This window comes from Pantoea sp. SOD02 (assembly GCF_024707505.1).
Classification (GTDB): domain Bacteria; phylum Pseudomonadota; class Gammaproteobacteria; order Enterobacterales; family Enterobacteriaceae; genus Pantoea; species Pantoea symbiotica.
This window is the reverse complement of record NZ_CP102605.1, coordinates 610,007-635,162: the sequence shown is the minus strand read 5'-3', so window position 1 is coordinate 635,162 and position 25,156 is coordinate 610,007. Positions and strand designations below refer to the sequence as shown.

The window sequence follows — 25,156 nt, the reverse complement described above, 5'->3', positions numbered from 1 at the left end:
GAGGGAGATGTGGATGCTGTGGCTTATCGCCAAATACGCCATTACCGCAGGCATGGTGGTGCTGATATCTGAAGTGGCTAAGCGTAGCGATCGCCTCGGTGGACTGATTGCCGCGCTCCCATTGGTAACCGTGCTGGTATTGATCTGGATGAAGCTGGAAGGACAAAGTCAGGCCAAAATTGCCAGCCACGCGTGGTACACCTTCTGGTATGTGGTGCCGACTTTACCGATGTTTGTCGCCTTTCCGTTTCTCTATCAACGCCTCGGATTCTGGCCGACGCTGATTGCGAGCTGCGTGCTCACCATCCTGCTGTTTCTGCTGTGGGCCACGCTTCTGAAACGCTTTGGCATTGAGCTGATGTAAATTCAGATCAACACGTTAAATTAAAAGGGGCGCTAATCCTTTTAATTTTATATTAATTAATCATTCTAATTTTCTTCAATATGGTTTAGAAATCCGTTTTGACTCATGTATCCACTATGGGTTGGGAATTTTTTATATTGGTTGCTATTTTTACTCCACCTCAAAGCAGCATAACCGGCCATAATTCTATGGCCAATCCAACGGTCATCAATGATTTTTGGTCCACCAGGAACGTTAATTAATAATAGGCTCCCCATGAACTGTATCCACTCTTGATTGTTCAGAAGTCGATTTCCATAAGCATGAAAAGATCTACCGCTATTAAAGAGTGAAAAACTCATATTCCAATATTTAGAAAATTCAATTATTGAGTTTTCTAAAGCCCTACCATCCTTAACACCAAAATCTATCAAAGGGATGTGATATTTGTTCCCTCGATCATAAACATCAGATTGGAAGGCGAGCTCTTCACCTTCCTCCAGATCCATCAGCGCACTCAGTAGAAAAGAGGTATCAAGTTGAGATTGTGGAATGCTGAAGTTCGTTCTTATATCAAAATATGAACGTGGAAGGTATTTGTACTTGCTAAAGGAAAGTATGGCATTATTAGATAATATGCCGTCCGATAAATAACTCGAAATGATGTGAGACACCCAAATTAGCGGGTGTCTATTTATTTTCATTTGTTTGAAATTATGATTCATAATGCTCACCTAACACTTATCCCTTTAATTAATTGGTAGATTTCCATTGAAAATTGGTCTGTCATTCCTGAAACAAAATCAACAATTAAGTGCAGGCGTAAACGTAGTTCCGTGTCATCATCAACTTTTTCAAAAGAGTTTATCAGACAATTAATCTCATCATTAATTTCATTTAGTGGTTTGTTTGCAATTGCAGTTTTATAAGCGCTAACGTGTTTTTTTGGTAACCTATTATATAATCTTCTTTCAATGCTCAGCTTACACTCTCTCATTTTATCAAAATCTTGAAGTATTAAATGGGAGAATTCTTTTTTAGTAAGAGAAATTAATTTTAAGTATTCATCTAAAATGCCTTTTATTATTGCAAATCCAGATAATTCCATTTTTTCAGCTTCATATGAAGTAAACAGATAAGTCGAAGTATAGTTACGCAAAACATCTAAAATAGCATATTCAATCGTCCCTTTTGAGATTATTTGTTTTTCAATGCTTAAGGAAATGAAATCATTATATGACTCTACAAATCTTGTTGAGACTTTATCAACAAGGAAATTGGATAGTATAGTTTTGAAACCAAGAAAACTACCGATTGGAAATTCTGATTGATCTTCATTTAGTTTAGTAATTAGATCATTGCAAAAATCGCCATACTCGCAATGTTCCTCCTTTACAATCGATAATCCTTTGGAAACTTCATTTTTAAAATGATCTAAAGAAATAATGTTTTTTTCAATCCCATCCTCAATATCACTTACACAATATGAAATATCGTCTGAGGCTTCCATCAAAAAACCTAGAGGATGTCTTTTGTTTAAATTCATGCCTAATTTTTTCCAAGCTCGTTCTAATACATCTCTTTCTGTTTCAAAGAATCCAATTTTTTTGCTAAAAGGTTTACCATCGGAATGTCCACTAGTTTTATCTTTCGAACCATAGGTATATTTCATGAATGCTGCTAATTGGCTATAAGTTAAATTTAGCCCATAAAAGCCATCTTCTCCTTGGAGCTTAGTTAATATTCTAAGCCCTTGTGGGTTACCATCAAAATTAGTAAAATCTTCGAGAAGAAAGTCTAATCTCTCTTGGTCTAGTGATTTTGTTTTCAAGGATTTTTTTAATGATTTCTTAATTTCATCAGATTAAGCCCATTCTACAATTGCGGCTTCACCAAAATGACCAAAGGGCGGGTTGCCAATATCATGGGCTAAACATGATATTTCTACAACGTTGGCAATAGCTAAGTTATTGTCAAGCCAGTATTTTTTTACTTCACTTTCAAATTTAGGATTAGCATTTATTTTTGAACAAATGCTAGCGACTAAATAACGTCCAATGTGAGACACTTCTATAGAATGACTTAGTCGAGATCTGACAGCAGAATTACTTTCTAATGAAAAAACTTGAGCTTTTTGCTGAAGCCGCCTGAAAGCAGCAGAGTAAATCAACCTGGCTCGATCACTCTGAGTAGCTGAAAGTAAATTGTTATGAGATGCCGTTGATTTTCTATCACGGTCAGTAGTTAAAATCCTTTCCATTTTTTTCTCCAGAGAATTAATAAAGACGGTGTAAAATTTATATTTATATAATTGGATGCATTAACGTAATGTTTCCAATTATTAAGCTCACAATCATTGATTGGATTGTAATCAATGATGTAAGCCTGAACAAGCATAGATGTAATGTTTTTTTCTTGCTAATCATGTGCATACGATTAATGCAAATTTTTATGCTAATCATCTATGTGATTTTTCACTGTATGGCAATTAAAGAATTCAAGAAAAATCATTAGCAAATGGGACATAAGCCCAATTTTTATCGTGACTTAGAACGCATATGCCACGCTTGATACCCGCTGCACAAATGGCCCAGCCAAGGTTTGATTATGGTGCGCAATAATCTGCTCAGCGCTCAGCACGCCGTTATCCACCGAAGTATGCCCATCCTCAATCAGCACCACGCGAAAACCTAAATCTGCGGCAGCACGACAAGTGGTATCCACGCAGTATTCGCTCTTCATTCCAACAATCACTAACTCTTGAATATCGGCACTTTTCAGTGCTGCCAGTAATTCAGTGTCGCGGAAACAGTTGGGATAGCGCTTCACAAATACCCGATCGTGCGATGCATCCATCTGCAGTTCAGGAATCAATTGAGTCAGCGGGCTACTTGCGGCAAAGGGCGATCCATCCGGTCCAGTGTGGCGCGCGAAGAATATTGGCGCATGCGCTTGATGGGCTAACGCGATCAGCTGAATGATATTGGCTAAAACAGATTCCGCAGCAAAGGGCGCTGGCGAGGCGTGAAATAAGCCATTCTGCATATCAATGACTAATAAGGCTTTATGTTGTGGCTGCATGGTGTGTCTCCTTTCTGCATGCTATGAACGGAGACCATTCCCCGTCCAGTGATTGACGGGGCTGAGGATGCTGGAGCTTATCTCTTCGCTACAGATGCACACACGCCGCCGCCATATGCGGTGGTGGTTGTGGTCTCTGTGGTTAATGCGTTGAAGATAGACATAAAAGCTCGCCTGAATGTGGCATGAGTTTTGAATCTAACAGAGTGCCAGAAGAAAACAAGCGTGAAGTGTTAACAGCTATGAAACAAAAAGGCGAACGCGGATTAACCTACGTTCGCCTAATGTTTAATGCTTGGTTCCATTACCTGAACCGTCACGATTGCGGAAAATATGCGTCACGTTGTCAGTATTCTTGATCGCCACGCCGCTCGACTGCGGTGTTTCAATATGATTCATCACTTCCGACATCGCGCGGCTTAGTGCTTGCTGGCGCGGAGGATCGCGCTCAATCGAGGCCATCCCACGCAATTTATCCAGCAGCGCGCGAGGTGAAAGCGGGCCGGATTTTTTCAGCAACTGTAAAATTGCATCGCCCATGATGATGTCGGTGAGCCGTTCTTCATCACTTCTGTACATAGATTCTCTCTGGTTACCGCGGCAGACCTGCGGCAAATAACAAAGTGGATTCAGTCTTACCAGTATGCGAATGAGGCGGAAACCACTTGGTTAATTCTCAGGCCAACTGCGCCTGGTTTAAGATTCTCGTTCTACGGAAAACATCAGTCCAATTAATTGCTGATAGTGAATTTCTGCTTCAGTACCGCGCGCTTGTTCCATGCGGCACAGCAACTTGGTACACAGTGTTTTACGGCTTAGCGTCCGTCCGGAACGCAAGATTTCAACCACAATCTGCCCCAGCGTTTCCTGCTGCGAAGGCAAAGAGGCTTCTTTGAAGTAGCGCGCAATAGCTTCCGACGCTGTGGAAAAGTTACGATCCTGACGCATGGTTCCATCCTTAAGGTTGACGTATAACTTTAGCCATCAAACTTATACAAGTTTAATTAATATGTACAGGAATATGGCGAATCAGTTTCGCAGTGATTTGGCCAAAAGTGCTAATTTATTGTTAACAATAACTTAATAAACAGGTCAGGGGTACTGAGTGTATTTCATGCAATGTTCAATGATGAAGGCTGTTCTTGAATAGATCTATTACACTTAGTACAGTAGCAATCCGCATGCTGAGCATAAAAGATAACAGCCATCAAGACTGGCAAGATGCGTGAGGTAAAATGCGATGGTTAATCATCTGAAAGATTTACAAGAGATCGCCGAGGATTTTAATGAAATTGGCGTGGTTACAGATGAGCTAAAAGAAAAAATTGATTCTCGTGTGAGATTGCGTGAATTGCGCGCTTCTCTTCCTGTCTTGCATATGATGTCAGGTGATGAAATTAATCAGTTGCGTCAACGCTATAATTTGAGCCAGGCAATGCTGGCCGCTTACGTCGGCATGTCGGTGGGAACTGTAGTGAAGTGGGAGCGAGAAGAGAAAAAACCTAACGGTGCAGCATTGCGATTGCTCAATCTTATCGAGCGAAAGGGGTTGGAAGTGCTGCGATGATGATCAATTTTTAGGCTCAAGTCGGTCGCCATGAATGGCGCCCCTACAGAGGCTTGGCGCGTTTTTTTGTAGGGTGCGCATTCATGCGCACCTGCATATTACCGTTTATAGTTCATCAGCCATCCGTCGATCGCGTTAGCGTTTCCCAGCTATCAATCTCTGCGCCAAATGATTCAATCTTCTGCCGTACCAACCCCAAAGCATCGCTGCCTAACAACAGATGCGCCGGGGGATTGCTGCTTTCGATCACCTCCAGCATCGCGCTGGCGGCTTTGAGCGGATCGCCCAACTGCTTGCCGCTTTTCTCCTCTCGCGCCTGCCGAATCGGGTCGAACAGCGCGTCATAGTCGGCGATGATGCGTGCGCTACGCACCATCGAACGACCGGCCCAATCGGTGCGGAACGATCCCGGAGCAACGGCGGTCACGTGAATGTTGAAAGGTGTCAGCTCTTTGCTCAGGGTTTCCGAAATCCCTTCCAGCGCAAACTTGCTGCCGCAGTAATAGCTGATCCCGGGCATGGTGATGAACCCGCCCATTGAGGTGATGTTGATGATGTGGCCGTGACGGCGCTGGCGCATAAAGGGCAGCAAGGCTTTAATCATCGCCACCGCGCCAAACACGTTGACGTCAAACTGGCGGCGCATCTCGTCCAGCGATGACTCTTCCATCACGCCTTCATGACCGTAACCGGCGTTATTTACCAACACATCTATTGGGCCAACGTGGGATTCAACATTGGCAATCACCGCATCAATGGCGGCGAAATGGGTGACATCCAGCTCATAGGCGAAAGCATTTTCCGCATGCAAACTTTCAAACTCAGCCTTTGCCGCAGCATTGCGCACGGTACCGACCACGCGATAGCCACGACTTAGTGCAACTTGTGCCAATGCGCGACCAAATCCGCTGCTGACGCCGGTAATGAATAATGTTTTAGTCCTGGACATTTGCGGGTTCTCCTCGAAAAGTTGAGGATGCATAATATTCTGGCGACTAAACGGCTATAAGACCTTATCTTGTATATTCCTTGCCTAATCTTATGAGAGTGATGTTGCGCGATGAAAGAAACGCTACAGCAGCAAACGGTAGAACTGCTTAAAACGCTAGCGCCGCAGGAAGGTTACAACCTGACCGCGCTGCCGGACGTGCGCATCCTGCGTTCCGATCGGCCGCTAGCGCGCACGCCGGTGCTGTACGATCCGGGCATCGTGATTGTTTGTCAGGGATCGAAGCGCGGTTTCTTTGGCGAACAGATCTATCTGTACGATGAGCAACATTATCTGGCGGTTTCGGTGCCGGTGCCTTTTACCATGGAAACGGCGGCGTCAGCGGAACATCCGCTGCTGGCGATTTACCTGCATCTCGACTTCACTGTGGCGACTGAATTGCTGTTGCAGCTGGAGCAGCAGGATGTGGCGTTTGAGAGCCAGGCGGCGCAGAGCATGATGTCGAGTCCGATGGATCAGACGCTGCGCGAGACGGTATTGCGCTTTCTCACCACGCTAAATCATCCGCTGGATGCGAAGATGCTCGGCCCCGCGTTGGTGCGTGAACTCTATTATCGCGTGCTGACCGGTGCGCAAGGCAGCGCGCTGCGAGCAGCGCTCACCTTGCAGGGTCAATTTGGCAAAGTGGGCAAAGCGCTGAGCCACATTCACGCACACTATGCGGAGCCGCTAACGCTCGGACAACTGGCGGCGTTGGCGGGCATGAGTGTGCCCACTTTCCACACCCATTTCAAAAGCATCACCAATCAGCCGCCGATGCAGTATGTGAAGTCGGTACGATTGCATCAGGCGCGCATGCTGATGGTGCGTCAGGAGATGACGGCGGCGGCGGCCAGCCATGCGGTGGGCTATGAAAGCGCTTCGCAGTTTAATCGCGAGTTCAAACGTCTGTTTGGTTTGCCGCCAGCAGAAGAGATAAAACGCATGCAGCATAACTTTGCCGTGCCGCCAGCGCACCAGGCTTCGCTGTTCGTTTCCTCACATTAACGCCAGTCTATGCTATAAATGATAACCATTATCATTTTTGGCGTGAGGCACAGGATGCAGTCAGCACAGGAAAATGCGTTAAGCGCGGATTGTTGTATCGTTGGCGGCGGTCCGGCGGGATTGATGCTGGGCTATTTACTGGCGCGCGTGGGTTTACGCGCCGTGATAATCGAGAAACATCCCGACTTTCTGCGCGATTTTCGCGGCGACACCATTCATCCCTCAACGCTGGAGATCATGCGCCAGCTTGGCTTGCTGGATGAGCTGCTAACCTTGCCACATCAACGCGCGGAGAAGCTGCAAGCGGAAGTGGCTGGCGAAGAGATCACCATGGCCGATTTCTCACGTTTGCCGGTTCAGTGCCGCTTTATCGCCTTTATGCCGCAGTGGGATTTCCTCAACTTTCTCGCCAAAAAAGCCTCTGAATTTCCGGGATTTACTCTGCTGCAATCCACCGCATTTGATGACTTCGTTTATGAGGATGGCGCAATCAGCGGTGTGAAAACGTTACAGGGTAACGAGCGTCACATCATTCGCACTTCGTTAGTGATAGGCGCAGATGGCCGCAATTCGCAGGTCAAAGCCAAAGCCGGACTAACCGGAAAAAGCTTCGGTGCGCCACGCGATGTGTTGTGGTTCCGGCTGGAGAAACATCCCGATGATCCGCAGCTGGGCATGGGCCATAAAGGACCGAAGCAGAACTTCATTGTCATTGATCGCGGTGATTATTGGCAGTGCGGCTACACCATTCAGAAAAACCAGTTCGACGAGTTAAAACTGGCGGGATTGGATGCACTGAAAAGCACCATGGCGCAGGTGGCACCGTTCAGTGCAGAGCGCATGGTGGAAGTCGATGAGTGGGACAAACTCAAGCTATTGTCGATTCGCATCGATCGCCTCGATCACTGGATGAAACCCGGCGTGCTCTGTATCGGCGATGCTGCGCATGCGATGTCGCCGATTGGCGGCGTTGGGGTTAACCTGGCGATTCAGGATGCGGTAGCAGCAGCCAATATGCTGACCAAACCGCTGCAGCAGGGCAAGGTTGCCTTGCACGATCTGCAAAAAGTGCAGCAGCGCCGCCAGTTTCCAACGGTCGCTACCCAGTTCTTGCAAATCAAAATGAGCAGCAACAAGCGCAAACGCACTACACCGAGCAAAGTGCCACAGATGATCAGCCGCTTTCCGTTCCTGCGCCATCTGTTTGGCCGATTAATTGGCCTGGGATTCCGCACTGAAAAGCCGCGTTATTTATAATCGGCAAAAAAAAGCCCGCTAAGCGCGGGCCAGGTAAACGTTACCAATCTGAAATTCTCGTAGCAACGCATTGCTGTGTGTTGCGTCGCTATAGTAGCAACAGATCGCTATCTGTGCAGGAAATGATCAATGAGTAAATTTTGTGCTAAGGATTAGCATTACGCTTTTCGCACGCGCGTTGACCACCAGCACATCAGCGATCCCAGGCTAACCATAGCGGTGCCTTGCCAGAAAGCGACGGTCAGATGCGAGCGCAGAATAAAGGCGGCGAGAAGCGAGGAGATGATCGGAATGAAGTAAGACGCGGCGGCCAAAATGGTGACGTTGCCATGCAGAATACCGACATTCCATGCAGCATAGCCAAAGCCCATTGCCATCGCCGCCAGCGCCAGACTGACGCAAACCCCAACGGATAATACAAACGGCGGCTGTGGCGAGAGCAAGAACTTCAGCCAAAGCGTCAGCGCGGTTAGGATAAAGAACAGCGTTATGCCATTGCTGCCGTTAGCAATTTTTTTTGTTACCACACAATATACCGCCCAGATCACCGCGCCGCTTAATGCCAGGCCGTAACTCAACGGATTATCCATCACGTTAGGGGCGATCTCGCTGAATGAAAAACCCTGATCGCCGCCCAAAACGCGACAAATGCCTGCAACCGCCAGCAACACGCCCGGAATAATCAGCGGATGGGTTTTTTGCCGATTCACTATCACCGCTAAAACGATGGTCAAACTTGGCCACAAGTAATTGACCATGCCGACTTCAATCGCCTGGCGTCCGCTGTGGGTAAAGCCTAGTGAAAGCGACAGGCAGAGTTCATAACAGACGAACAGTACGCTGCCGATGATCAAATAGCGGCGCGGAAAAGAGTGCAGTTTTGGCAAGCCTACGGTGAAAATCAGCAAAACCGCGCTGGCGCTGTATATCAGTGCCGCACCACCCACCGGGCCGAATCCTTCGCTGACAGTTTTAATCAGTCCTACAATCGCGCTCCACAGCAGAATGGCCAGCAAACCAATCAGCGTCGCTCTCTTTTGGGGCATAACCCGCAACCTTATTTCGCAAATTCGGGCCAAAATCCTATCAAATCAAACGCGCTTTGTATTTGCTGGATTATCTGCGTTTTTTCGAGAGGTCGCCATGAATGGCGACCCTACAAGAGAATGGTGCGGTTTTTCGAGAGGTCGCCATGAATGGCGACCTCACTCACTGAAACATCCATTACCACTTCATCTCGCCGGTATTCACTTTGGCGCTCAGGTCCAGAGAACTCTCCTCCGGCAGATGCGGATAAGCGGCTTTCATGGTCTCGATCACCTGCGCCGAACCTTTATGCTGCTGTAACGCTTTCTCAAAGGTTTGCAGGTAGTTCAAGGTAAAGGTAATCGCGCCATCACCCGCCGGGCGCTCGCCAAGATAATGGCCCGGAATTACTTGTTTAGGTTGCAGTTTTTGCATCTCGCTCAGCACATTACGCCACTGCTGACGAATAGCTGGCGTTTGTGTATCGGCGGTCCAGACGTGAATGCCGGAAGCCACGCCGGTGCCACCGAGAATCGCTTTGTTGGCCGGGATCCACACGTAAGCGGCGTAATCATCGGCGTGACGCAGTTCCAGCGTTTCACCGTCGACTTTAAAGCTGGTTGCATGCGTAACCTGCGGAACATACAACTGCTTTGGTGCGCCGTCTTTCATCTGCGGGCCCCAATACGCCAGCTTGGCGGCTTTGGTGGCTTCGATGTGTTTCACCACGTCCGACGTCGCCACAATCTTCACCTGCGGGAACGCTTTTACAATCGGTTCAAGACCAAAATAGAAGTCAGGATCGCCGGAGGTGATGACAATCTGCGTCAGCTTTTTACCGCTGGCTTTAATCATCTGCACCAGCTTCTCACCGTCTTTAGTGCTGAACTGCGCATCAAACAATATTGCTTCATGCGGTCCGGAAACCAGCGTGGAAGAGACCGGGAAAATGCCGTTCTCCTGCGGGTTATACACCTCTAAATGGAGCGGCGCAGCGAAGGCAGGCAGGGCGGCAATGGCCAATGCCAGTGTCAGCGTTTTCATTTTCATCGAATTTTCCTTTATCCGGCACTTCGCCGTATTTGTGGCTCTATTGTAGGGAAATCGCTGGCTGGTAGAATTCCCGAAACTGGATATGATCAGTTTCATAAAGCGATCAGATGGAGCCAACATGGACAGAGTCACGGCGGCAACAGTGTTTAACCGCATTTGCGAACTGGGCAGCTTAAGTGCTGCAGCGCGTGCACTGGATATTTCGCGGCCGATGGTCAGCCGCTATCTGGATGAAATGGAGAAGTGGGCTGGCGCGCGTTTACTGCACCGGTCATCACGCAAGCTAACCATCACGCCCGCTGGGGAGAAGATCCTCGAAAAATCGCGCGCGCTAGCCAGATTGGCTGAAGAGATTGCCGATCAGGGCGCGGATAGCGAGCCGCACGGCACGTTGCGCGTCGCCTGTGCGCACTCCACCGCCACGCATATTTTGGGCCCGATGATCCCGGCATTCCTGGCGCGTTTCCCGGCGGTGCGCATCGAGCTGGAGATCAATAATCAGCCGGTGAGTTTGATCGGTGAGCGCATTGATGTGGCGGTGCGCATTACCGACGATCCCGAACCTGGCGCCATTGCCCGACGTTTAGGCGAGTGTGTTTCGGTGGTGTGCGCGTCACCGGGCTATCTGCAGGCGCATGGTTCGCCGCACACGCCAGCCGATCTGGCGCAGCATAACTGCCTGCATTACAGCCGTTTCGCTGGGCAGAGCTGGCAATTTTCAGATGCGCAGGGCGAAACGATCTCTGCAGCGGTGCAGGGCAATTTCAGCGCCGGCATCTCGTCGGTGTTGTGTGATGCGGCAATTGCCGGTTGTGGAGTGGCGATGGTGCCGGAGATGGAAGCGCGCAACGCCATCGACAACGGACAATTGCAAACCGTACTGCCGGCTTATCAGCCAAAAACGCTGGCGATCTATGGTCTTTACATGTCGCGTGAACGGCAGCCGGCGGCGCTGCGGGCGTTTTTAGATGCGGTGCAGCAGCAGTTAAGCGCCTGAAAGTTCGACATGCATTTGGGCTTGAAGGAATGAACAAATAATCAGTGTGTTAGGCAAATAATTCTGGCTAAGAAAAGCCGGTTTTCAGCCTGAAATCGCCAAAGTGGTGGCGAAAACTTGCTCAATTGTGGCCGATATAAAATGATGGCACCTGACCGGTGACGCGACGAAACATCGTGGAGAAAGCGGAGCTGCTGTCATAGCCGAGCGAGAGCGCCACCTCGTTTACCGATTTGCCCGCCACCAGCCACGCCAGCGCCGTCATCACGCAGGCGCGCTGTCGCCAGGCCGAGAAAGACAAGCCGGTTTGCTGTAAGAAATGGCGGCGGAAGGTGCTGGGGCTTATAAACATCGCGCTGGCCCAGCGATCGGCGGCATCATGAATGGTTGGCGCCAGTAAGAAGTTCTGGCATTGCACCAACAGCGCCGGATGCTGCGGCAGCGGAATATCGAATTCACGTGCAGGCATCGCCGCAAGCTCCAGCAGCAGCAACTGCACCAGCGATCGATCGCGATCGGATGCATATAACAGCGGTAAATCAACCGCTTCAATCAACAGTTGTCGCAGCAGCGGTGAGACGCTGATGACGCTACAGCGATCGCGCAATGCTGCCGCGCAAATCGGCTCGATATACAGGCTGCGCGTCGAGACGCCGACAAACTTCACGCTGTGCACAGTGTTCGGCGGAATCCACACCGCATGCTGCGGCGGCACCACCCATTCGCCCGCCTGCGTTGCGACGTGCATTAAACCCGTCGCGCCATACAGCAGCTGCGCGCGGCGATGGCGATGCTCTGGCAGCACAAATCCCTGCGCGTAGTCATTGCCCAGCGCCACCACGTCACGATCAATATGGTCGTATTCATCAATGTGACTATTTCGCATCCCCGACATCCACCGAAAATTGACTGATTTGCAAGGGTAAATGAGCGCTGCGCAAATGGGAAGCGGGCAGCTTGCTGCGTAAGCTGCATCACTCTTTTCATGATGCAGAGAAAGGCGATGAACGAGCTGTTAATTATTGGGTTGGCGGGTTTTGCTACCGGCATCACCACGATGTTGTTTGGCTTTGGCGGCGGTTTTGTAGTGGTGCCGTTTGTCTATCAATTGCTGTTGCAGCAGCCACTGCTGGCGGCGCAGGCGATGCATATCGCGGTGGCAACCTCGACCGCCGTGATGATTTTCAACGCCGGTTGGGCCAGCTATAAAAACTGGCGGGCGGGCAAACTGCATGATGTCCCTTTGTTGCCGCTAATCTGGTTTATCGCGCTCGGTGCGGTAATCGGATCCTGGCTGGCGGGCGTGATGAGCGACATTTGGGTGCGCAGGCTGTTTATGCTTTACATGGTGGTGACTATCGCTGATTGCCTGCTGCGGAAAGGCTTCTTTAGCCGCACTGCACCGCGAATGTTGTCGCGGCTGACCAGCAGCGCAGGCGGCACAGTGATTGGTGTGATCGCCGCCATGCTCGGCGTTGGCGGCAGCGTAATGACCGTGCCGCTGCTGCGTCGTCATGGTTATGCCATGCGCGATTGCGTCAGCGCGGCTAATCCGCTGTCGCTGCCGGTCGCCATTTTTGGCGCGATAACTTACGCCATCAGCGGCTGGCAGCAGATTCCTGCCAGCGGTTATCTCGGCTTTATCAGCCTGAAAATTTTACTGCTGCTGGTGGCCGCCGGTTTTATCGGGATGGTGTTTGCCCGCCGCTGTATTCCGGCGGTGCCCGATGTCTGGCATGCGCGTACCTATGTTCTGCTGTTGTGCCTGGTATTGTTGGCTATCACTGTGTAAACCGGTTAATCGTTAAGCCAATTTTAAGCTTTGCCACGTACAGTGCCCTCATTGTTACAACCATCAGTAAACGAAGTCAGAATTAGAGGGCGATCGCCGAACTCCTGCAGATTGCCCGCGTCTACAGAGCGTACTGAGCTTTGAGTTAAGCGCTGGAGTGTTCATTTGTTGCGATTACTGTTTCTGCTGATGGGTGGGCCGGCACTCAGATCCGGCTGGCCTTATCTCGCCGCGTTAGGTGTGATTTGTCTTGGGGCCAGTGCCGGGATCGTCATGGATCTGCTGCAACATGGAACGGTCTCCTTTCCCTTGCAGCTTTTAGGCATGTTTTTGGCATTAGAGGGTGGAGCGGAAGCGTTAAATGCGTTTTATGCCCCCGCCGGTATCGCCTGGCCGTCTTTGCTGAAATCGACGATATTGCTGATCTTTGGCGCGCTGGTGTTTCTCGCTCCCCACGACAGCGGCGTTTGCCTTTCCCTGGCATTCGCTACGGTGTTTTTACTCGATGGCGGTTTTCGCGTCATCTCATGTTGCCTGATGCGCTGTCGGCGCTGGACGCGCAAATTAACGCTCGGCTTTAGCGAACTGGCGTTCAGCGTGCTGATTGCCACCAACTGGCCGCTATCACCGCATGTGATTGTGCCGCTGTGTTTTGCGCTGTTGCTGTTGGGTTGGGGCATCAATCTGTTGGTGATGACGGCACAAATCCACGCCTTGCCAGCCAACACCAGCGTCACCGCATTGCCAATGTTTACGCGTGCCGGTCTGCGTGCGCCGCACGGATTAGGCTATGTGCATCCGCCGATGAGTCAGCATGCGGTGAGCACGCCACTTAACGTCTACATCTGGACGCCGGTGGGTTCCGGCGATGTGGCAGGTCGTCGTCCGTGGTTTGATCGTTGGGTGGCAGCGATTGACCATCGCGGCGAAGTCTCTACCGGCCATACCTCGCTGGAGATGGGCGAAGAGATTTACATCAGCCTCTATCCTGCGGATGACGTTTCCCGCGATTTTCGTGGCTTTCTGAAAACGTTACGGGCGAAAGAGGAGTTTGATGTAGAAGGTTGTTTCCTGCCTTCACTGGAGAAAGAGATCAAAGCGTGGTGTCGGCCCGACAGACGCCTGACGCTGCCTCACTACAATCAGCAGGCGCTGCGTAATTTCTGGCTCAGCAACGCCAGCGACACGCGCTATAACCTGACCTCACGTAACTGTTCCACCAGCGTGATTCAGGCGCTGGATGTCGCCACCGAAGGTTTGCTCGGCGAGCGCGGTTTGCAGGGTTTATGGGTGCTGTTTAATCCTGACTTCTGGCTGTTAAGCCTGGTGCGCAGTCGCGCCGAAGGCATGACCTGGACGCCGGGATTGGTGATGGATTATTGCCTGCTGCTGCGCCAGGTTTTGGCACCGGCACAGCGCTTGAGTCGCTATAAAAGGGCGGCGAGTTGGCTGCAGCAGCAGCTTGGAAATAAGCGTTCGGCTACCGATCCGTAAACGGTATAAAACCCTGCTGCTGCAGAATTGTTTGCGCCGCAGCGGATGAGAGAAATGCCGCGAAAGGCTGTGCGGCAGCTGAGCAGTACGCCCAGCCGTATTCGGCCTGAACGTTGAAGGGCGCGGGGATGGTTATCACCTGTAGCTGCGGGCAGCGCCGCAAGCGCGGCGCATAGCTGGCGTAACCGATAAACATGTCAGCGTGTTGCTGCTCAATCAACCATTGTGCCGCCAGTTCACCAGCGTGCACCAACAAACTATCTGGACCGCCGACCAAAGCACGCGCTTTGGTTTTCAACATGATTCCTAATCCGGGATGCTGTTGCTCAATGTTATCAAACAGTTGCCAGGCGTAATCACCCGAGGGATCGCTGAGCGGTGTTGAGGTCGCTAAGCGCAAATTATCCCGGCACAGCAGTGATAACCAATCATCATTTTTCGTGACAATGTCACGCCGCACCGTCAGGCACAGCGTGTTGGTGGCAAATAATCCTACTTCTGTTGCGCGTCCCGACTGCAATAGCGTTTCAGGATGCCGTCGATTGGCGGAAGCAAAGAAGTCGCAGGGCTCACCTGCTTCGATCCGCTGGCGCAGCAGGCCCGCTGGACCGAAATCGGTGGACACTTTGAGGCCGGAAAGCGCGCTAAATGCCGCCACCAAATCCGGCCACACTGCGCGCAAGCTACCGGCGGCCAGAATCTTCAGCGTGGTCATGATAATGCGTCCGGTAGAAGCGCTGATACCAGCGGTCGGCTTGTTGTTGCATATCGATGTCGCGGAATTTCTCCGGATAGAGTTTTTTCGCCATCCACAGTTCACCGAGGCCAATCGCTTCTGGCATCGGATAGCCCCAGGCTTTGGCGTATTCCGGCATTAGCCACACCCGATGATTTTTCACCGCGTCAATGGTTTGCCAGCGCGCATCCTGCTGGATCTCCGGCACCACGTTGGGATAGCGATCCTGCACGAAAATCACCTGCGGATTCCACGCCACAACCTGTTCCATGCTGACCTGTTTGAAACCCTGCACGGTCGCGGCCGCCACATTGAAAGCGCCCGCATGCGCCATCATCAAGCCGGTGTATTTGCCCGAGCCGTACGTGGTGAGGTCGGGATTCGCCATATAGGCGCGTACGCGCTGTTGTTCGAGCAGATTCTTCAAACGATCGCTGACGATTTTGCGTCCGGCAAAGGCGGCATCAATCAATTCCTGCGCCTGTTTTGGCTTGTTAACCACATTGCCAATCAGCGTGATGCCTTCCTTAATGCCGAGATCGTAAGCTTGATCTTCATTCTGCATGCTGGGATTGATTTTGCCTTGCTGACCGGCGTCATCGTGACGCAGTGAAATCGCCAGCACCGGAATGCCTAAGGCAGAAATCTGGTCGATCATCTCTTTCGGCGCATAGTTGGTGACAAACACCACCTGCGGATGCAGCGCCACCAGCTTTTCTAAATCGACATGCGTCAAATCGCCCAGCATCGCTTTGTGCGTTAGTTCCGGCACCAATTGTGCATAACCCTCACCTAATTGCTGCTTCCAGTTCGCCAAAATCCCGACGATTTTATCGGTGGCGTTGAGCTGCACCAGCAGGTTCAGGGTTTGATGTTGCTGTACCACTACGCGATCAATCTTGTCCGGAATTGTCACCTGACGGCCAATTTGATCGGTCACGACGCGGCTGGCATAGCTGTGCAACGAGGCGAAAGTGAGTAATCCCGCGAGAATAATCCGCTTAAAAGAGATGTGCATAAAGGCTCCTGAATTCGATATGCACCGGAGTATATAGCGATTAACCAGGCGGAGATATGGCTGTTTTTAACATCACAATGCTCGGTATCACTCGCACATCACTGCATCGATCATCTTATCGATCATACTGTTAATCATCTTCTGGTCGGGATTATCCAGCGCCATCAGCGCTAAACCGCTTTCGAAAGTCAGAATAAATTCAGCGGTTTCTTCAGGAGATAATTTGCCTGAAAGGGTGTTGTTCTGCTGTGCACGCTGCGCTTCCTCGATGATCCACGCTTTAAATGCATGACGTTCGTTGAATAACTCAGCGCCCAACGATGAGGCTTCAGGGCGAAATGAGAGCGCGGAAAACACCAGCAAGCAGCCCGGCGGTTTGCCTTCGCAGGAAAAAAGGTTAAAAGCGGAAAACAGGAACTGCTTAATTTTATTGTGAAAACTCAATTCATCAGAGGAGAGAATCCCCTCTAAATCTGCCAGCCACGTCGCTTTGTAATGTTCGAGTGCCGCAATAAACATCCCTTCTTTATTTCCAAAGGCCTGGTACAAGGTGGCGGGTTTGGTACCCGTTGCCTGGGTAAGATCGTTGAGTGACGTGGCTTCATAACCTTTGTTCGCAAAGATCGAGAACATGATCGCCGCCAGCTCTTCTTTGGGTAACAGACGCGGTCTGCCTGATTTTTTGTTGACATTCATTGACATAACTCCCTCTCGACCTGAACTTTCTGATAAAGCCATCACATATTTTAGTGTTCACTAATAAAATGTGGTGCGTTTGCTCTTCAGCTGCGTTATATATTTTAGCGAACACTAACAAAAGGAAGATATTATGAAAAGCGCAATCATCGCAGTTTTGGTTTTGATCCCATTTTTCTCTAACGCAGCTCAGGAACTCACGCGTAACAGCAGTGAAAATGTGGTGCGTACCGGCAGTATCAGTGTGCATGGCGGTACGCACAGTGAACTGGTGACAAAACTGGCGGCGAAAGCCGAGATGAAGGGCAGTGATTTTTATCGCGTGACCTATATCAACACGCGTAATCAGGGTTATGCCTCCGCCACCTTATATGACAGCGTTGAGATGTAATCGACATCATGAACCATGACTTTATGCCAGCTCATTTCTTATTGAGCTGGCTGCATAAATCACTGGAGAGTTTATTATGACAACAGCTAAAAAAGTCTGTACTTCACGAGTGGTCCATTTTCTCGCGAGCAAAGAACCGATGGTGTTGAGATTATCGGTGATTATTATTTTTCTGGTTTTTGGTATGGCAAAATGGTTTGAATTTGAAGTTCAGGCGCTGGAGCCTATATTTACCAAAACATGGCTGAGTATCTTTCCCTACTTCCTTGGCCTGCATGGCAGCAGCTATTTTCTTGGTGTGGTTGAACTCAGCACGGTTATGCTGCTTATTGCGGGTTTCAAACGTCCGGATTTAGGCATGATAGGCGCTGGATTATTGATTCTCACCGGGTTAGTCACGCTGAGCCTGTTACCGCAGTTAGGCGGACTCGATTCGTTTATTTTTAAAGATATTATGGTGGTGGCGATTGGTCTGACGTTACTGAAGCGCGATTCAATCCGTTGGAAAAACAACCTCTAACAGCTACTCTATAATGCGTGTTTACTCTCGAGCATTTAAGAGGGCTTTATGAATAATGTTTACGTGATACTGGCGATATCCATCGTCGCTGAGACGATTGCCACAACCATGATGAAGGCCTCGCAAGGATTCTCACGCCTTATTCCCAGCGTGGTTGTGGTAATCGGTTATGCCATTTCATTTTATGGATTATCTCAAGTGGTTAAACAGATGAATGTCGGCATTGCTTATTCTATCTGGGCCGGAATGGGCATATTTTTGGTGTCGGTCATGTCTTATTTTTTCTACAACCAGAAACTGGATTTTGCTGCAATGGCGGGCTTAATGTTAATCGGGCTGGGCATTGTAGTGATTCAGGTTTTCTCTAAAACTATTTTGCATTAATCGATTAATAACAGGGAAGCGCAGGCTTCCCTGTTGGCTTAAGGGATAATGCGTGCTGCGCGTAACTGCGCAAATAGCGTAAAGAACATCTCATCCGTTGCCTGATATCCGCTAAAACCCGCGCGCCGTAATTTGCTGCCGTCACCAAACATGTCGTAATCCCAGCCAAAGACAAAATCGGCAAATTGCCCATCATTCAGTTGCAAGATATCCGGCTCGATCAGCTGATATTGTTCAGCGATGTTTTGCCATTGGTCGCGGTAATCCTGGAAAAGCTGATGAAACGACAGATTCACCGCTGGCGCGCATTCCAGTTCAAACCAGCGGGCAATCGCCGGCCATAACTCGCTCCAGCGCCACAAATCGCCGTTGTTGACGTTGAATGCCTGATTGTGGGCGCCAGGCGCATTGGCCGCCCACAGCGTGGCCTGCGCCAGCAAGCCGCCATCGGTGTGATCGACCATGCTGTGCCAGGTGAGTGAAGAACCGGGAAAACGCAGCGGCAAACCCTGAGATTTACACAGCGATGCATACAGCGCGATGCTTAGCGCCAGGTTCATGGCATTGCCGGGCACCGCGCTGCCGACCACGCCGGGGCGCAAGGCATGCCAATGCCAGCTTTTTCCGCGTTGAAATTCACTGAGCCAGCGCAGCTGTTCCGCATTGAATTCGGCTCCCGCCACGCCAGCATCGCTTTCTCGCGCGGGCGTTTTAAACGGCCCCAAATGCGCGCCATACACTTTGTATCCCTGCATCAAACTGACGCTGCGCAGCGGCGCGACCTTATCGATGTTAACCACCAGATTGCGCAGCATCGTCACGTTAGGCTCGACCATCTCGCGCCAGCTGGCGGCATTCAGCCACGCGCTGTAGAAGATATGCGTGACCTGATTGAGCGGGGCCAGCGCCTGCGCGCTCTGTTGCGCATCCAGCAGATCAACGTGGATGAAAGGGATATCGTGCGTTGAGGTTGCGGACTGGCGCGTCAGGCCGATTACCTGCCAATCCTGCTGACGCAGTGCGGTGACCAGCTGACTGCCCACAATCCCGCTTGCGCCCGCCACCAATGCGACGTTATGTGTTTGCGACATGATGATTCTCCTGATAACAAGACAGGCACAGTGTTATCTATTATTTTTATTGCTGATATCCCACAATTCAGATGTCACTTATCAGAAAAATAATTAAATGAATAACAAACTCAACGCCATCAACACCTTCATTCGCGTGGCGCAAGCCGGATCGTTTTCGGCGGCGGCACGCCTGTGCGGCATGAAACAGTCCGCCGTGAGCCAGCAAATCGCCGCGCTGGAGGATGAGCTCGGCATCGTGTTGCTGCACCGCACCACGCGCGCCATGAAATTAACCGAGCAGGGCGAGCGTTATTTACAGCAGATGCAGCCGCTGCTTGCCGCCATGCAGGAAGTGGAGAGCCAGTTGCGTCCGGCGCAGCAAGCGTTGCATGGCAGCGTGCATATCCAGTTACCCAGCGGATTAGGCCAGCGGTTTTTGCCGCATTTGCTGGCGCTGCAACGCGCGAACCCTGAACTGCATCTGACCATCGCGCTCGACGATCGTGTGGCTGAACTGGTGAGTGAAGGCGTGGATATCGCGTTGCGCTTGAGTGAAACGCCGCCTGAAATGTTTCCGGCGCGATTACTGACGCGTATTGAAACGCCGCTGTTCGCTGCGCCTGAGCGGATACGTGCGACGCCGATCACCACGCTGGCAGAGTTGGCCGCGCATCCGCTTGTCCGCTTCAGCGGCATCGATAAAGAGGCGCCGCTGCGCCTGATATCCCATCAGGAAAGCGTGGCGCTGGCAGTGAATACCGTGTTTCGTGCCAACAGCAGCGAAGGATTAATGCAGGCGCTGCAGGCGAATATCGGCGTCGGCGGCATGCAATTACCGCTGGTGCACGAAGCGTTGCAATCAGGAACGCTGGAGCGCATTTTGCCGCAATATCGTCTGCCAGACCGATTTCTTTACGCGGTGTTTCCCGACGCGCGCTTTATCCCGCTGCGCGTCAGACGCGTGGTTGAAGTGATCGAACAGGTTCTGGTGGATTTAATCCCTACGGCTGATTAAGCCGCTCTCCATTGTGGCGCATGGCTGCGCCATTTTCGTGCTTCTGGTCTCAACGCCTGCATTGTAAAGAAACATAAGTATTCGATCTTGTATCCAAGAGCGTATCCCATCTGGCCTGGCGGACAGTAATCTCATTTTTGGCGTTTTCTGGCACGCAAACTGCAACGTTTCCGATAAGTCATAAATCGGGAGTATTCGCATGTTTGATGCACTGTTGGATGAAGATGCCACCACCCTGGCGGCATTAATCCGTAGCGGCGACGTTTCGGCGCAGGAAGTGACGCAAGCCGCAATCGATCGCATGGAGCAGCGCGAGCCGCAGATTCAGTCGTTTTGTACCGCCACGCCACAACTGGCGCTGCAGCAGGCGGCCGCCGTTGATGCGAAACGCGCGCGCGGCGAAACGCTAGGTGCGCTGGCAGGTGTACCGCTGGCGGTAAAAGACCTGATTTGCACCGCAGGCGTGAAAACCACTTCGGGATCGCATGCCTACGCCGATTTTGTCCCGGATGAGGATGACATCACGGTTGAACGCCTGCTGGCCGCTGATGCGGTGCTGCTGGGGAAAACCACCGCGCCGGAATTTGGTTACAGCGGCGTCGGGCATAATCCGCTGTTTCCATCACCGCGCAATCCGTGGGATCTCAGCAAAACGCCGGGCGGATCCAGCGCCGGTTCCGGTGCGGCACTTGCAGCGCGTTTGTGTCCGATTGCCTTAGGCAGCGACGGCGGCGGTTCGGTGCGCATTCCTGCTGCGCACTGCGGCGTGTTTGGCCTGAAAGCGTCGATGGGGCGCGTACCTTTGTGGCCGGGCTGTCGCGACGAGCGTTATCCCGGCGTTTCCAGCTGGGAATCGCTGGAGCATATCGGCCCGATGACGCGCTCGGTGCGCGACAGCGCATTGATGATGTCGGTGATGGCGGGGCCCGATATGCGCGATCGCCACTCGATTCCCTGTAATGACGTAGATTGGCTGGCCGCGCTGAATAAGCCGCTGAGCGGTCTGCGCATCGCCTTCAGCGCGGATTTCGGTTACATCGCCGTCGATCCTGAAGTGCGTGACGTTGTCACACAGGCCGCACGCCGTTTAGCCCGTGAACTCGGCGCCGAGCTGGATGAAGTCGATCCCGGCATCGCCGATGAAGGTGCCACTTTTGCCGCGCTGGTGGCCTTTGAGAGCGATCTTTCCGGCATGCGTCACATGCAGGCTGAACTCGGTTCACGTATGTCACCGCATCTCAGCGCCATGCTGCAACGTGACTGGCGCGCTGAAACCTTTACCGACGCCAACACCACGCGCAAAAAGCTGTGCAACCAGATGTGGCGCTTTATGCAGCACTACGATCTGTTGCTGTCGCCGACGCTGGCGGTGCCGCCGTTCCCGCTCAACATGCAGGGACCCGAGATCATCGATGGCCGCATGGTGCGTAGCGATCACTGGCTCTCATTCTGCTTCCCGTTCAATTTTACCGGCCAACCGGCGGCGTCTGTTCCCGCTGGCTTTACCGCCAGCGGATTGCCGATTGGCATGCAAATCGTGGGTCGTCATCTGGACGATGGCCTGGTGCTGGCGGCGTCTGCCGCATTCGAGCGCATACAACCCTGGAATCACATCACACCTGTTTCATTCGGAGTTGCCCATGACTAACAAAAATTCACCTGCTTTAGAGCAGGAGTTCGAGCACGAACCGGTTCCGCTCAGCCATCGCCACTCGACCGGTTCGGTTTCGGCAGTGTGGTTTGGTTTCCCGATGATCCTCACCAATGCGCTGTTTGGCGGCATCATTACCTGGCATCTCGGCTTCTGGCCGGCGCTGATCGCCATCCTGCTGGGCAATCTGGTGCTGTTTGCCTATGTCGGCGCGCTGAGCTGGTTCGCCGGTAATACAGGTATGAACTTCGCGCTGCAGGCGAAACGCACCTTCGGTACCAAAGGCTACATTTTGGTTTCGGGCTTCCTTTCTACTGTGGTGATTGGCTGGTACGCCTTCCAGACCGGCTTAACTGGTACGGTGATCAATCAAACCTTTGGCTGGAACGCGCTGGCGGTGACGGCGTTTGCCATGGTGCTGTATACCGCCATCACTTTCCTCGGCGTGCGCGCGTTGTCAGTGCTCGGCATGATCGCGGCACCGCTGTTTGTGGTGTTGGGATTGGTGGCGCTGTGGCTGATTGCTAAGGATCACGATTTCAGCACCATCACGCAGTTTACCGGCAGCAGCAGCGCGGTGGGCGCGATGAGCATGGGCACCGCAGTCACCATGGTGGTGGCCGGTTTCGCCGATTCCGGCACCATGACGGCAGATTTCACCCGCTGGTCAAAAGACGGTAAATCGGCAGTGATTGCCGCATTCTCCGCGTTCCCGGTGGCGAATGTTATCTCTTATTTGTTTGGCGTGGTGATTGTGGCGGTAGGCGCGGCTGTCGATCCGGCGAGCAACGGCGGCAACTTCCTGCCAATGCTAATGGGTCACGGCATGCTGCTCTCGGTGATTGCCTTCCTGTTTGTGTTTATCAATCTCGGATCGGTGTGTACGCACTGCCTGTATAACGGGGCGGTCGGCTTTAGCCATCTGTTCAGCAGCAAAATGCGCTTATGGACGGTAATCCTCGGTGTGATCGGCGGTGCGCTGGCGCTGGCTGGCGTGTGGTCCTATTTCCTCGAATGGCTGAGCTTGCTCGGCATCGTGGTGCCGCCGTTTGGCGCAGTGATGATTGTCGATTTGATCTTCATGGCGAAAATCAGCGAGCAGCGCAAATTGCGCCGCATGCGCGGCAGCGCCTTTGCCGCCTGGGCGATCGGCAGCTTGTGTGCGGTGATTGCGCATATTGCCTTCCCGCAGTTTGGTGAAGCGGTGATTGGCTTAGTCACTGCGGCTGCCAGCTATACACTGATTGTGAAACTGAAACGTGAAAGTACGGTAAATGTGATGGAGGAAAAAAATGCCTGATTACGCCATTGATTCAACCCCTTACTCGTGGCCGTATGACGGCCGCTGCAGCCCGCAGGATACCGCGCTGATCGTGATCGATATGCAAACCGATTTCTGCGGCAAGGGCGGTTACGTTGATAGCATGGGCTATGACATTGCTTTAACGCGCGCGCCGATTAAGCCGCTGCAGCAGGTGCTGGCAACGATGCGCGAATTGGGCTTCCCGATCATCCATACACGCGAAGGGCATCGGCCGGATTTAAGTGATTTGCCTGCGAATAAGCGCTGGCGGTCGAAGCGCATGCAGGCAGAAATCGGCGCGCCCGGTCCGTGCGGGCGCATTCTGGTACGCGGTGAACCGGGCTGGGAGATTATCCCGGAACTGGCGCCGCTGCCGGGTGAAGTCATCATCGATAAACCGGGCAAAGGTTCCTTTTATGCCACCGATCTCGAACTGATTCTGCGCAGCCGTGGCATTCGGAATCTGATCATCAGCGGCATCACCACCGATGTCTGCGTTCATACCACACTGCGCGAAGCCAACGATCGCGGCTTCGAGTGTTTAGTGTTGTCAGATTGCTGTGCGGCGACCGAGCTGAAACACCACGAAGCGGCGCTCAGCATGATCCATATGCAAGGCGGGATTTTTGGTGCAGTAGCCAGTTCGCAGACCTTGCTGGCGGGGTTGGCCAGCGAGCAAACGGCTGAAGTCGGTTAACTCTTTAGCCACCTTTCATAATGCTCCGGCCACGCCATGGTGGGCGTGCCGGGCCTGCCCATACCAAATCCATGTCCGCCACTGCTGTAGCGATGCATCTCCACGGGCACGTGCTGGCGCTTACAGGCGTCAGCCATAATCAGCGTGTTATGCGGATCGGAAATCGGATCATCCTCTGCCTGCACCAGAAAGAAAGGCGGCGATTGCGGATTAACAAACTCCTGCACCGACCATGCGGCGTCCTCGCTGGCAGGCGCGTTTTTGCCCACCAAAATTTTGTGGGTTGAGGTGTGGGTGTAAGGCGGCTCCAGCGTGATGATGGGATAGATCAGCGCAGCGCGATCGGCCGTGGCGGGCAGGTTATCCAGTGTATCGGTGGCCATATACGAGTGGAAATCCGCGCGCGTGATCGCCATTCCAAGCAGATGCCCACCGGCGGAAAATCCCAGCACGCTGACATGCGGTTCACGCTGCCGCACTACGCGCAGCGCGCGCTGTGCATCCTGCAGTGAAACCATCGCGCCATCTTTCCAGCCTTCATGCGGCAAACGATAGCTCAGCACATAAGCGGTATATCCGCGCGCCGTCAACCAGGCTGCGGCGGGCCAGGCTTCTTTGCCCATTTCAATGCGCGTATAACCTCCACCGGCGGCGATCAATACCGCTCGGCCATTGGGCGAGGGCGGCGTCATTACTGTAAGCGTCGGGCGCACGATATTGCGCTGAGCGCCTTTGGCTGAAATCATCAGATCGCCAGCAGGACCGCCGCCGCCCGGCGGTAAATCAGGCCACAGCGGCAGGACTTGGGTGGTTACGATCGCTGGTGCAGCAAAGGTTAGCCCGCTGCGAAAGGCCAGCGTGGAAAGTGTCAGATACGATAAAAAGTGGCGGCGGTTCATGGCGAATCCTCATGAAATTAGAGGCTTATTGAAGCAGATAAATCAGTAGAGAAGATGAAGAGGGCGTTGCTTTGTATTACCAAATGCGACGAGGCGAGAATTAAGGTTTATAGTTACAACATACTTTTAGTTGATTATTAATAGTAACATGTAACCATTGTGCGGAG

General features: G+C 52.0%; 29 protein-coding genes. 14 read left to right on the top strand and 15 right to left on the bottom strand.

The window, feature by feature from the left end; translation table 11 throughout:
- The first annotated feature begins 13 nt into the window (after positions 1–13).
- Entirely contained in the window at positions 14–364 is a 351-nt protein-coding gene (locus tag NR302_RS22425) for a DUF3147 family protein (protein WP_008102074.1), read from the top strand.
- A gap of 65 nt (positions 365–429) precedes the next feature.
- Here NR302_RS22425 and NR302_RS22420 read toward each other — a convergent pair whose 3' ends face one another.
- From NR302_RS22420 to ycgZ, 6 genes are all read right to left on the bottom strand, one after another.
- Positions 430–1,068, bottom strand: a complete 639-nt coding sequence (locus tag NR302_RS22420; protein WP_258145342.1) for a hypothetical protein — start codon at positions 1,066–1,068, stop codon at positions 430–432.
- Positions 1,069–1,073: 5 nt separating this feature from the next.
- A complete protein-coding gene (dgt, locus tag NR302_RS22415) occupies positions 1,074–2,174 on the bottom strand; it encodes a dGTP triphosphohydrolase (protein WP_258145341.1) in 1,101 nt (366 codons plus the stop codon).
- A 33-nt stretch (positions 2,175–2,207) separates the two neighbouring features.
- Positions 2,208–2,603 carry an HD domain-containing protein gene (locus tag NR302_RS22410; protein ID WP_258145340.1) on the bottom strand — a complete coding sequence of 132 codons (396 nt, stop codon included), beginning with the start codon at positions 2,601–2,603 and terminating at the stop codon, positions 2,208–2,210.
- 287 nt (positions 2,604–2,890) lie between these two features.
- The gene (locus NR302_RS22405; protein WP_258145339.1) at positions 2,891–3,424 is read right to left on the bottom strand and encodes a cysteine hydrolase family protein; all 534 of its coding nucleotides are present in this window, start codon (positions 3,422–3,424) and stop codon (positions 2,891–2,893) included.
- Between the two features lie 288 nt (positions 3,425–3,712).
- Positions 3,713–4,003: a hypothetical protein gene (locus NR302_RS22400; RefSeq protein ID WP_008102070.1), complete on the bottom strand. Its 291-nt coding sequence runs from the start codon at positions 4,001–4,003 to the stop codon at positions 3,713–3,715.
- Positions 4,004–4,120: 117 nt separating this feature from the next.
- Positions 4,121–4,372, bottom strand: a complete 252-nt coding sequence (gene ycgZ / locus NR302_RS22395) for a regulatory protein YcgZ (RefSeq protein WP_008102068.1) — start codon at positions 4,370–4,372, stop codon at positions 4,121–4,123.
- 292 nt (positions 4,373–4,664) lie between these two features.
- Here ycgZ and NR302_RS22390 point away from each other — a divergent pair, with 292 nt between their 5' ends.
- On the top strand, positions 4,665–4,991 hold the full coding sequence (locus NR302_RS22390; RefSeq protein ID WP_061719193.1) for a DNA-binding transcriptional regulator: 327 nt from the start codon (positions 4,665–4,667) through the stop codon (positions 4,989–4,991).
- Positions 4,992–5,106: 115 nt separating this feature from the next.
- On the opposite strand, the gene NR302_RS22385 is transcribed toward NR302_RS22390, so the two are convergent.
- The gene (locus tag NR302_RS22385) at positions 5,107–5,940 is read right to left on the bottom strand and encodes an oxidoreductase (RefSeq protein WP_258145338.1); all 834 of its coding nucleotides are present in this window, start codon (positions 5,938–5,940) and stop codon (positions 5,107–5,109) included.
- 111 nt (positions 5,941–6,051) lie between these two features.
- Between NR302_RS22385 and NR302_RS22380 the strand changes: the two genes are divergently transcribed.
- Together NR302_RS22380 and NR302_RS22375 are read left to right on the top strand one after the other, a co-directional pair.
- Positions 6,052–6,987: an AraC family transcriptional regulator gene (locus tag NR302_RS22380; protein ID WP_258145337.1), complete on the top strand. Its 936-nt coding sequence runs from the start codon at positions 6,052–6,054 to the stop codon at positions 6,985–6,987.
- 54 nt (positions 6,988–7,041) lie between these two features.
- Positions 7,042–8,244, top strand: a complete 1,203-nt coding sequence (locus NR302_RS22375; RefSeq protein WP_258145336.1) for an FAD-dependent oxidoreductase — start codon at positions 7,042–7,044, stop codon at positions 8,242–8,244.
- 158 nt (positions 8,245–8,402) lie between these two features.
- Here NR302_RS22375 and yddG read toward each other — a convergent pair whose 3' ends face one another.
- Together yddG and NR302_RS22365 are read right to left on the bottom strand one after the other, a co-directional pair.
- Positions 8,403–9,290: an aromatic amino acid DMT transporter YddG gene (yddG, locus tag NR302_RS22370; protein ID WP_258145335.1), complete on the bottom strand. Its 888-nt coding sequence runs from the start codon at positions 9,288–9,290 to the stop codon at positions 8,403–8,405.
- Positions 9,291–9,468: 178 nt separating this feature from the next.
- A complete protein-coding gene (locus NR302_RS22365) occupies positions 9,469–10,320 on the bottom strand; it encodes a Vmh family MBL fold metallo-hydrolase (protein ID WP_258145334.1) in 852 nt (283 codons plus the stop codon).
- Positions 10,321–10,441: 121 nt separating this feature from the next.
- Between NR302_RS22365 and NR302_RS22360 the strand changes: the two genes are divergently transcribed.
- Positions 10,442–11,320 (top strand): LysR family transcriptional regulator, encoded by an 879-nt coding sequence (locus NR302_RS22360; protein ID WP_258145333.1) that lies wholly within the window; start codon positions 10,442–10,444, stop codon positions 11,318–11,320.
- A 121-nt stretch (positions 11,321–11,441) separates the two neighbouring features.
- Here NR302_RS22360 and NR302_RS22355 read toward each other — a convergent pair whose 3' ends face one another.
- Entirely contained in the window at positions 11,442–12,206 is a 765-nt protein-coding gene (locus NR302_RS22355; protein ID WP_258145332.1) for a helix-turn-helix transcriptional regulator, read from the bottom strand.
- 117 nt (positions 12,207–12,323) lie between these two features.
- Here NR302_RS22355 and NR302_RS22350 point away from each other — a divergent pair, with 117 nt between their 5' ends.
- Together NR302_RS22350 and NR302_RS22345 are read left to right on the top strand one after the other, a co-directional pair.
- Positions 12,324–13,112 (top strand): sulfite exporter TauE/SafE family protein, encoded by a 789-nt coding sequence (locus NR302_RS22350; RefSeq protein WP_258145331.1) that lies wholly within the window; start codon positions 12,324–12,326, stop codon positions 13,110–13,112.
- A gap of 168 nt (positions 13,113–13,280) precedes the next feature.
- Positions 13,281–14,606, top strand: coding sequence for an HdeD family acid-resistance protein (locus NR302_RS22345; protein ID WP_258145330.1), 1,326 nt, complete (start codon positions 13,281–13,283; stop codon positions 14,604–14,606).
- Here NR302_RS22345 and NR302_RS22340 read toward each other — a convergent pair.
- From NR302_RS22340 to NR302_RS22330, 3 genes are all read right to left on the bottom strand, one after another.
- On the bottom strand, positions 14,593–15,321 hold the full coding sequence (locus NR302_RS22340; RefSeq protein ID WP_258145329.1) for a molybdate ABC transporter substrate-binding protein: 729 nt from the start codon (positions 15,319–15,321) through the stop codon (positions 14,593–14,595). The two genes, NR302_RS22345 and NR302_RS22340, sit on opposite strands and share 14 nt — an antisense overlap.
- Complete coding sequence (locus NR302_RS22335) at positions 15,290–16,360, bottom strand: ABC transporter substrate-binding protein (RefSeq protein WP_308713980.1); 1,071 nt, start codon at positions 16,358–16,360, stop codon at positions 15,290–15,292. Before NR302_RS22335 ends, NR302_RS22340 begins: the two co-directional genes overlap by 32 nt.
- 87 nt (positions 16,361–16,447) lie before the next feature.
- Positions 16,448–17,056, bottom strand: coding sequence for a TetR/AcrR family transcriptional regulator (locus NR302_RS22330; RefSeq protein ID WP_258145328.1), 609 nt, complete (start codon positions 17,054–17,056; stop codon positions 16,448–16,450).
- A 133-nt stretch (positions 17,057–17,189) separates the two neighbouring features.
- Between NR302_RS22330 and NR302_RS22325 the strand changes: the two genes are divergently transcribed.
- From NR302_RS22325 to NR302_RS22315, 3 genes are all read left to right on the top strand, one after another.
- Complete coding sequence (locus tag NR302_RS22325) at positions 17,190–17,447, top strand: YdgH/BhsA/McbA-like domain containing protein (protein ID WP_258145327.1); 258 nt, start codon at positions 17,190–17,192, stop codon at positions 17,445–17,447.
- Positions 17,448–17,523: 76 nt separating this feature from the next.
- Positions 17,524–17,967 (top strand): YkgB family protein, encoded by a 444-nt coding sequence (locus NR302_RS22320; protein WP_258145326.1) that lies wholly within the window; start codon positions 17,524–17,526, stop codon positions 17,965–17,967.
- Positions 17,968–18,015: 48 nt separating this feature from the next.
- On the top strand, positions 18,016–18,351 hold the full coding sequence (locus NR302_RS22315; RefSeq protein WP_008106908.1) for a multidrug efflux SMR transporter: 336 nt from the start codon (positions 18,016–18,018) through the stop codon (positions 18,349–18,351).
- 38 nt (positions 18,352–18,389) lie between these two features.
- On the opposite strand, the gene NR302_RS22310 is transcribed toward NR302_RS22315, so the two are convergent.
- On the bottom strand, positions 18,390–19,442 hold the full coding sequence (locus NR302_RS22310) for an SDR family oxidoreductase (protein WP_154191125.1): 1,053 nt from the start codon (positions 19,440–19,442) through the stop codon (positions 18,390–18,392).
- A 97-nt stretch (positions 19,443–19,539) separates the two neighbouring features.
- Between NR302_RS22310 and NR302_RS22305 the strand changes: the two genes are divergently transcribed.
- The 4 genes from NR302_RS22305 to NR302_RS22290 all read left to right on the top strand — a co-directional run bounded on the left by NR302_RS22305 (position 19,540) and on the right by NR302_RS22290 (position 24,090).
- A complete protein-coding gene (locus NR302_RS22305) occupies positions 19,540–20,439 on the top strand; it encodes a LysR family transcriptional regulator (protein ID WP_258145325.1) in 900 nt (299 codons plus the stop codon).
- A gap of 199 nt (positions 20,440–20,638) precedes the next feature.
- Positions 20,639–22,087 carry an amidase gene (locus NR302_RS22300; protein ID WP_258145324.1) on the top strand — a complete coding sequence of 483 codons (1,449 nt, stop codon included), beginning with the start codon at positions 20,639–20,641 and terminating at the stop codon, positions 22,085–22,087.
- Complete coding sequence (locus NR302_RS22295) at positions 22,080–23,390, top strand: cytosine permease (protein WP_258145323.1); 1,311 nt, start codon at positions 22,080–22,082, stop codon at positions 23,388–23,390. The genes NR302_RS22300 and NR302_RS22295 overlap by 8 nt, the downstream gene beginning before the upstream one ends.
- Positions 23,383–24,090 (top strand): cysteine hydrolase family protein, encoded by a 708-nt coding sequence (locus NR302_RS22290; RefSeq protein WP_258145322.1) that lies wholly within the window; start codon positions 23,383–23,385, stop codon positions 24,088–24,090. Before NR302_RS22295 ends, NR302_RS22290 begins: the two co-directional genes overlap by 8 nt.
- On the opposite strand, the gene NR302_RS22285 is transcribed toward NR302_RS22290, so the two are convergent.
- The gene (locus NR302_RS22285) at positions 24,087–24,989 is read right to left on the bottom strand and encodes an alpha/beta hydrolase (RefSeq protein WP_258145321.1); all 903 of its coding nucleotides are present in this window, start codon (positions 24,987–24,989) and stop codon (positions 24,087–24,089) included. The genes NR302_RS22290 and NR302_RS22285 overlap by 4 nt on opposite strands.
- Between the last annotated feature and the right edge of the window lie 167 nt (positions 24,990–25,156).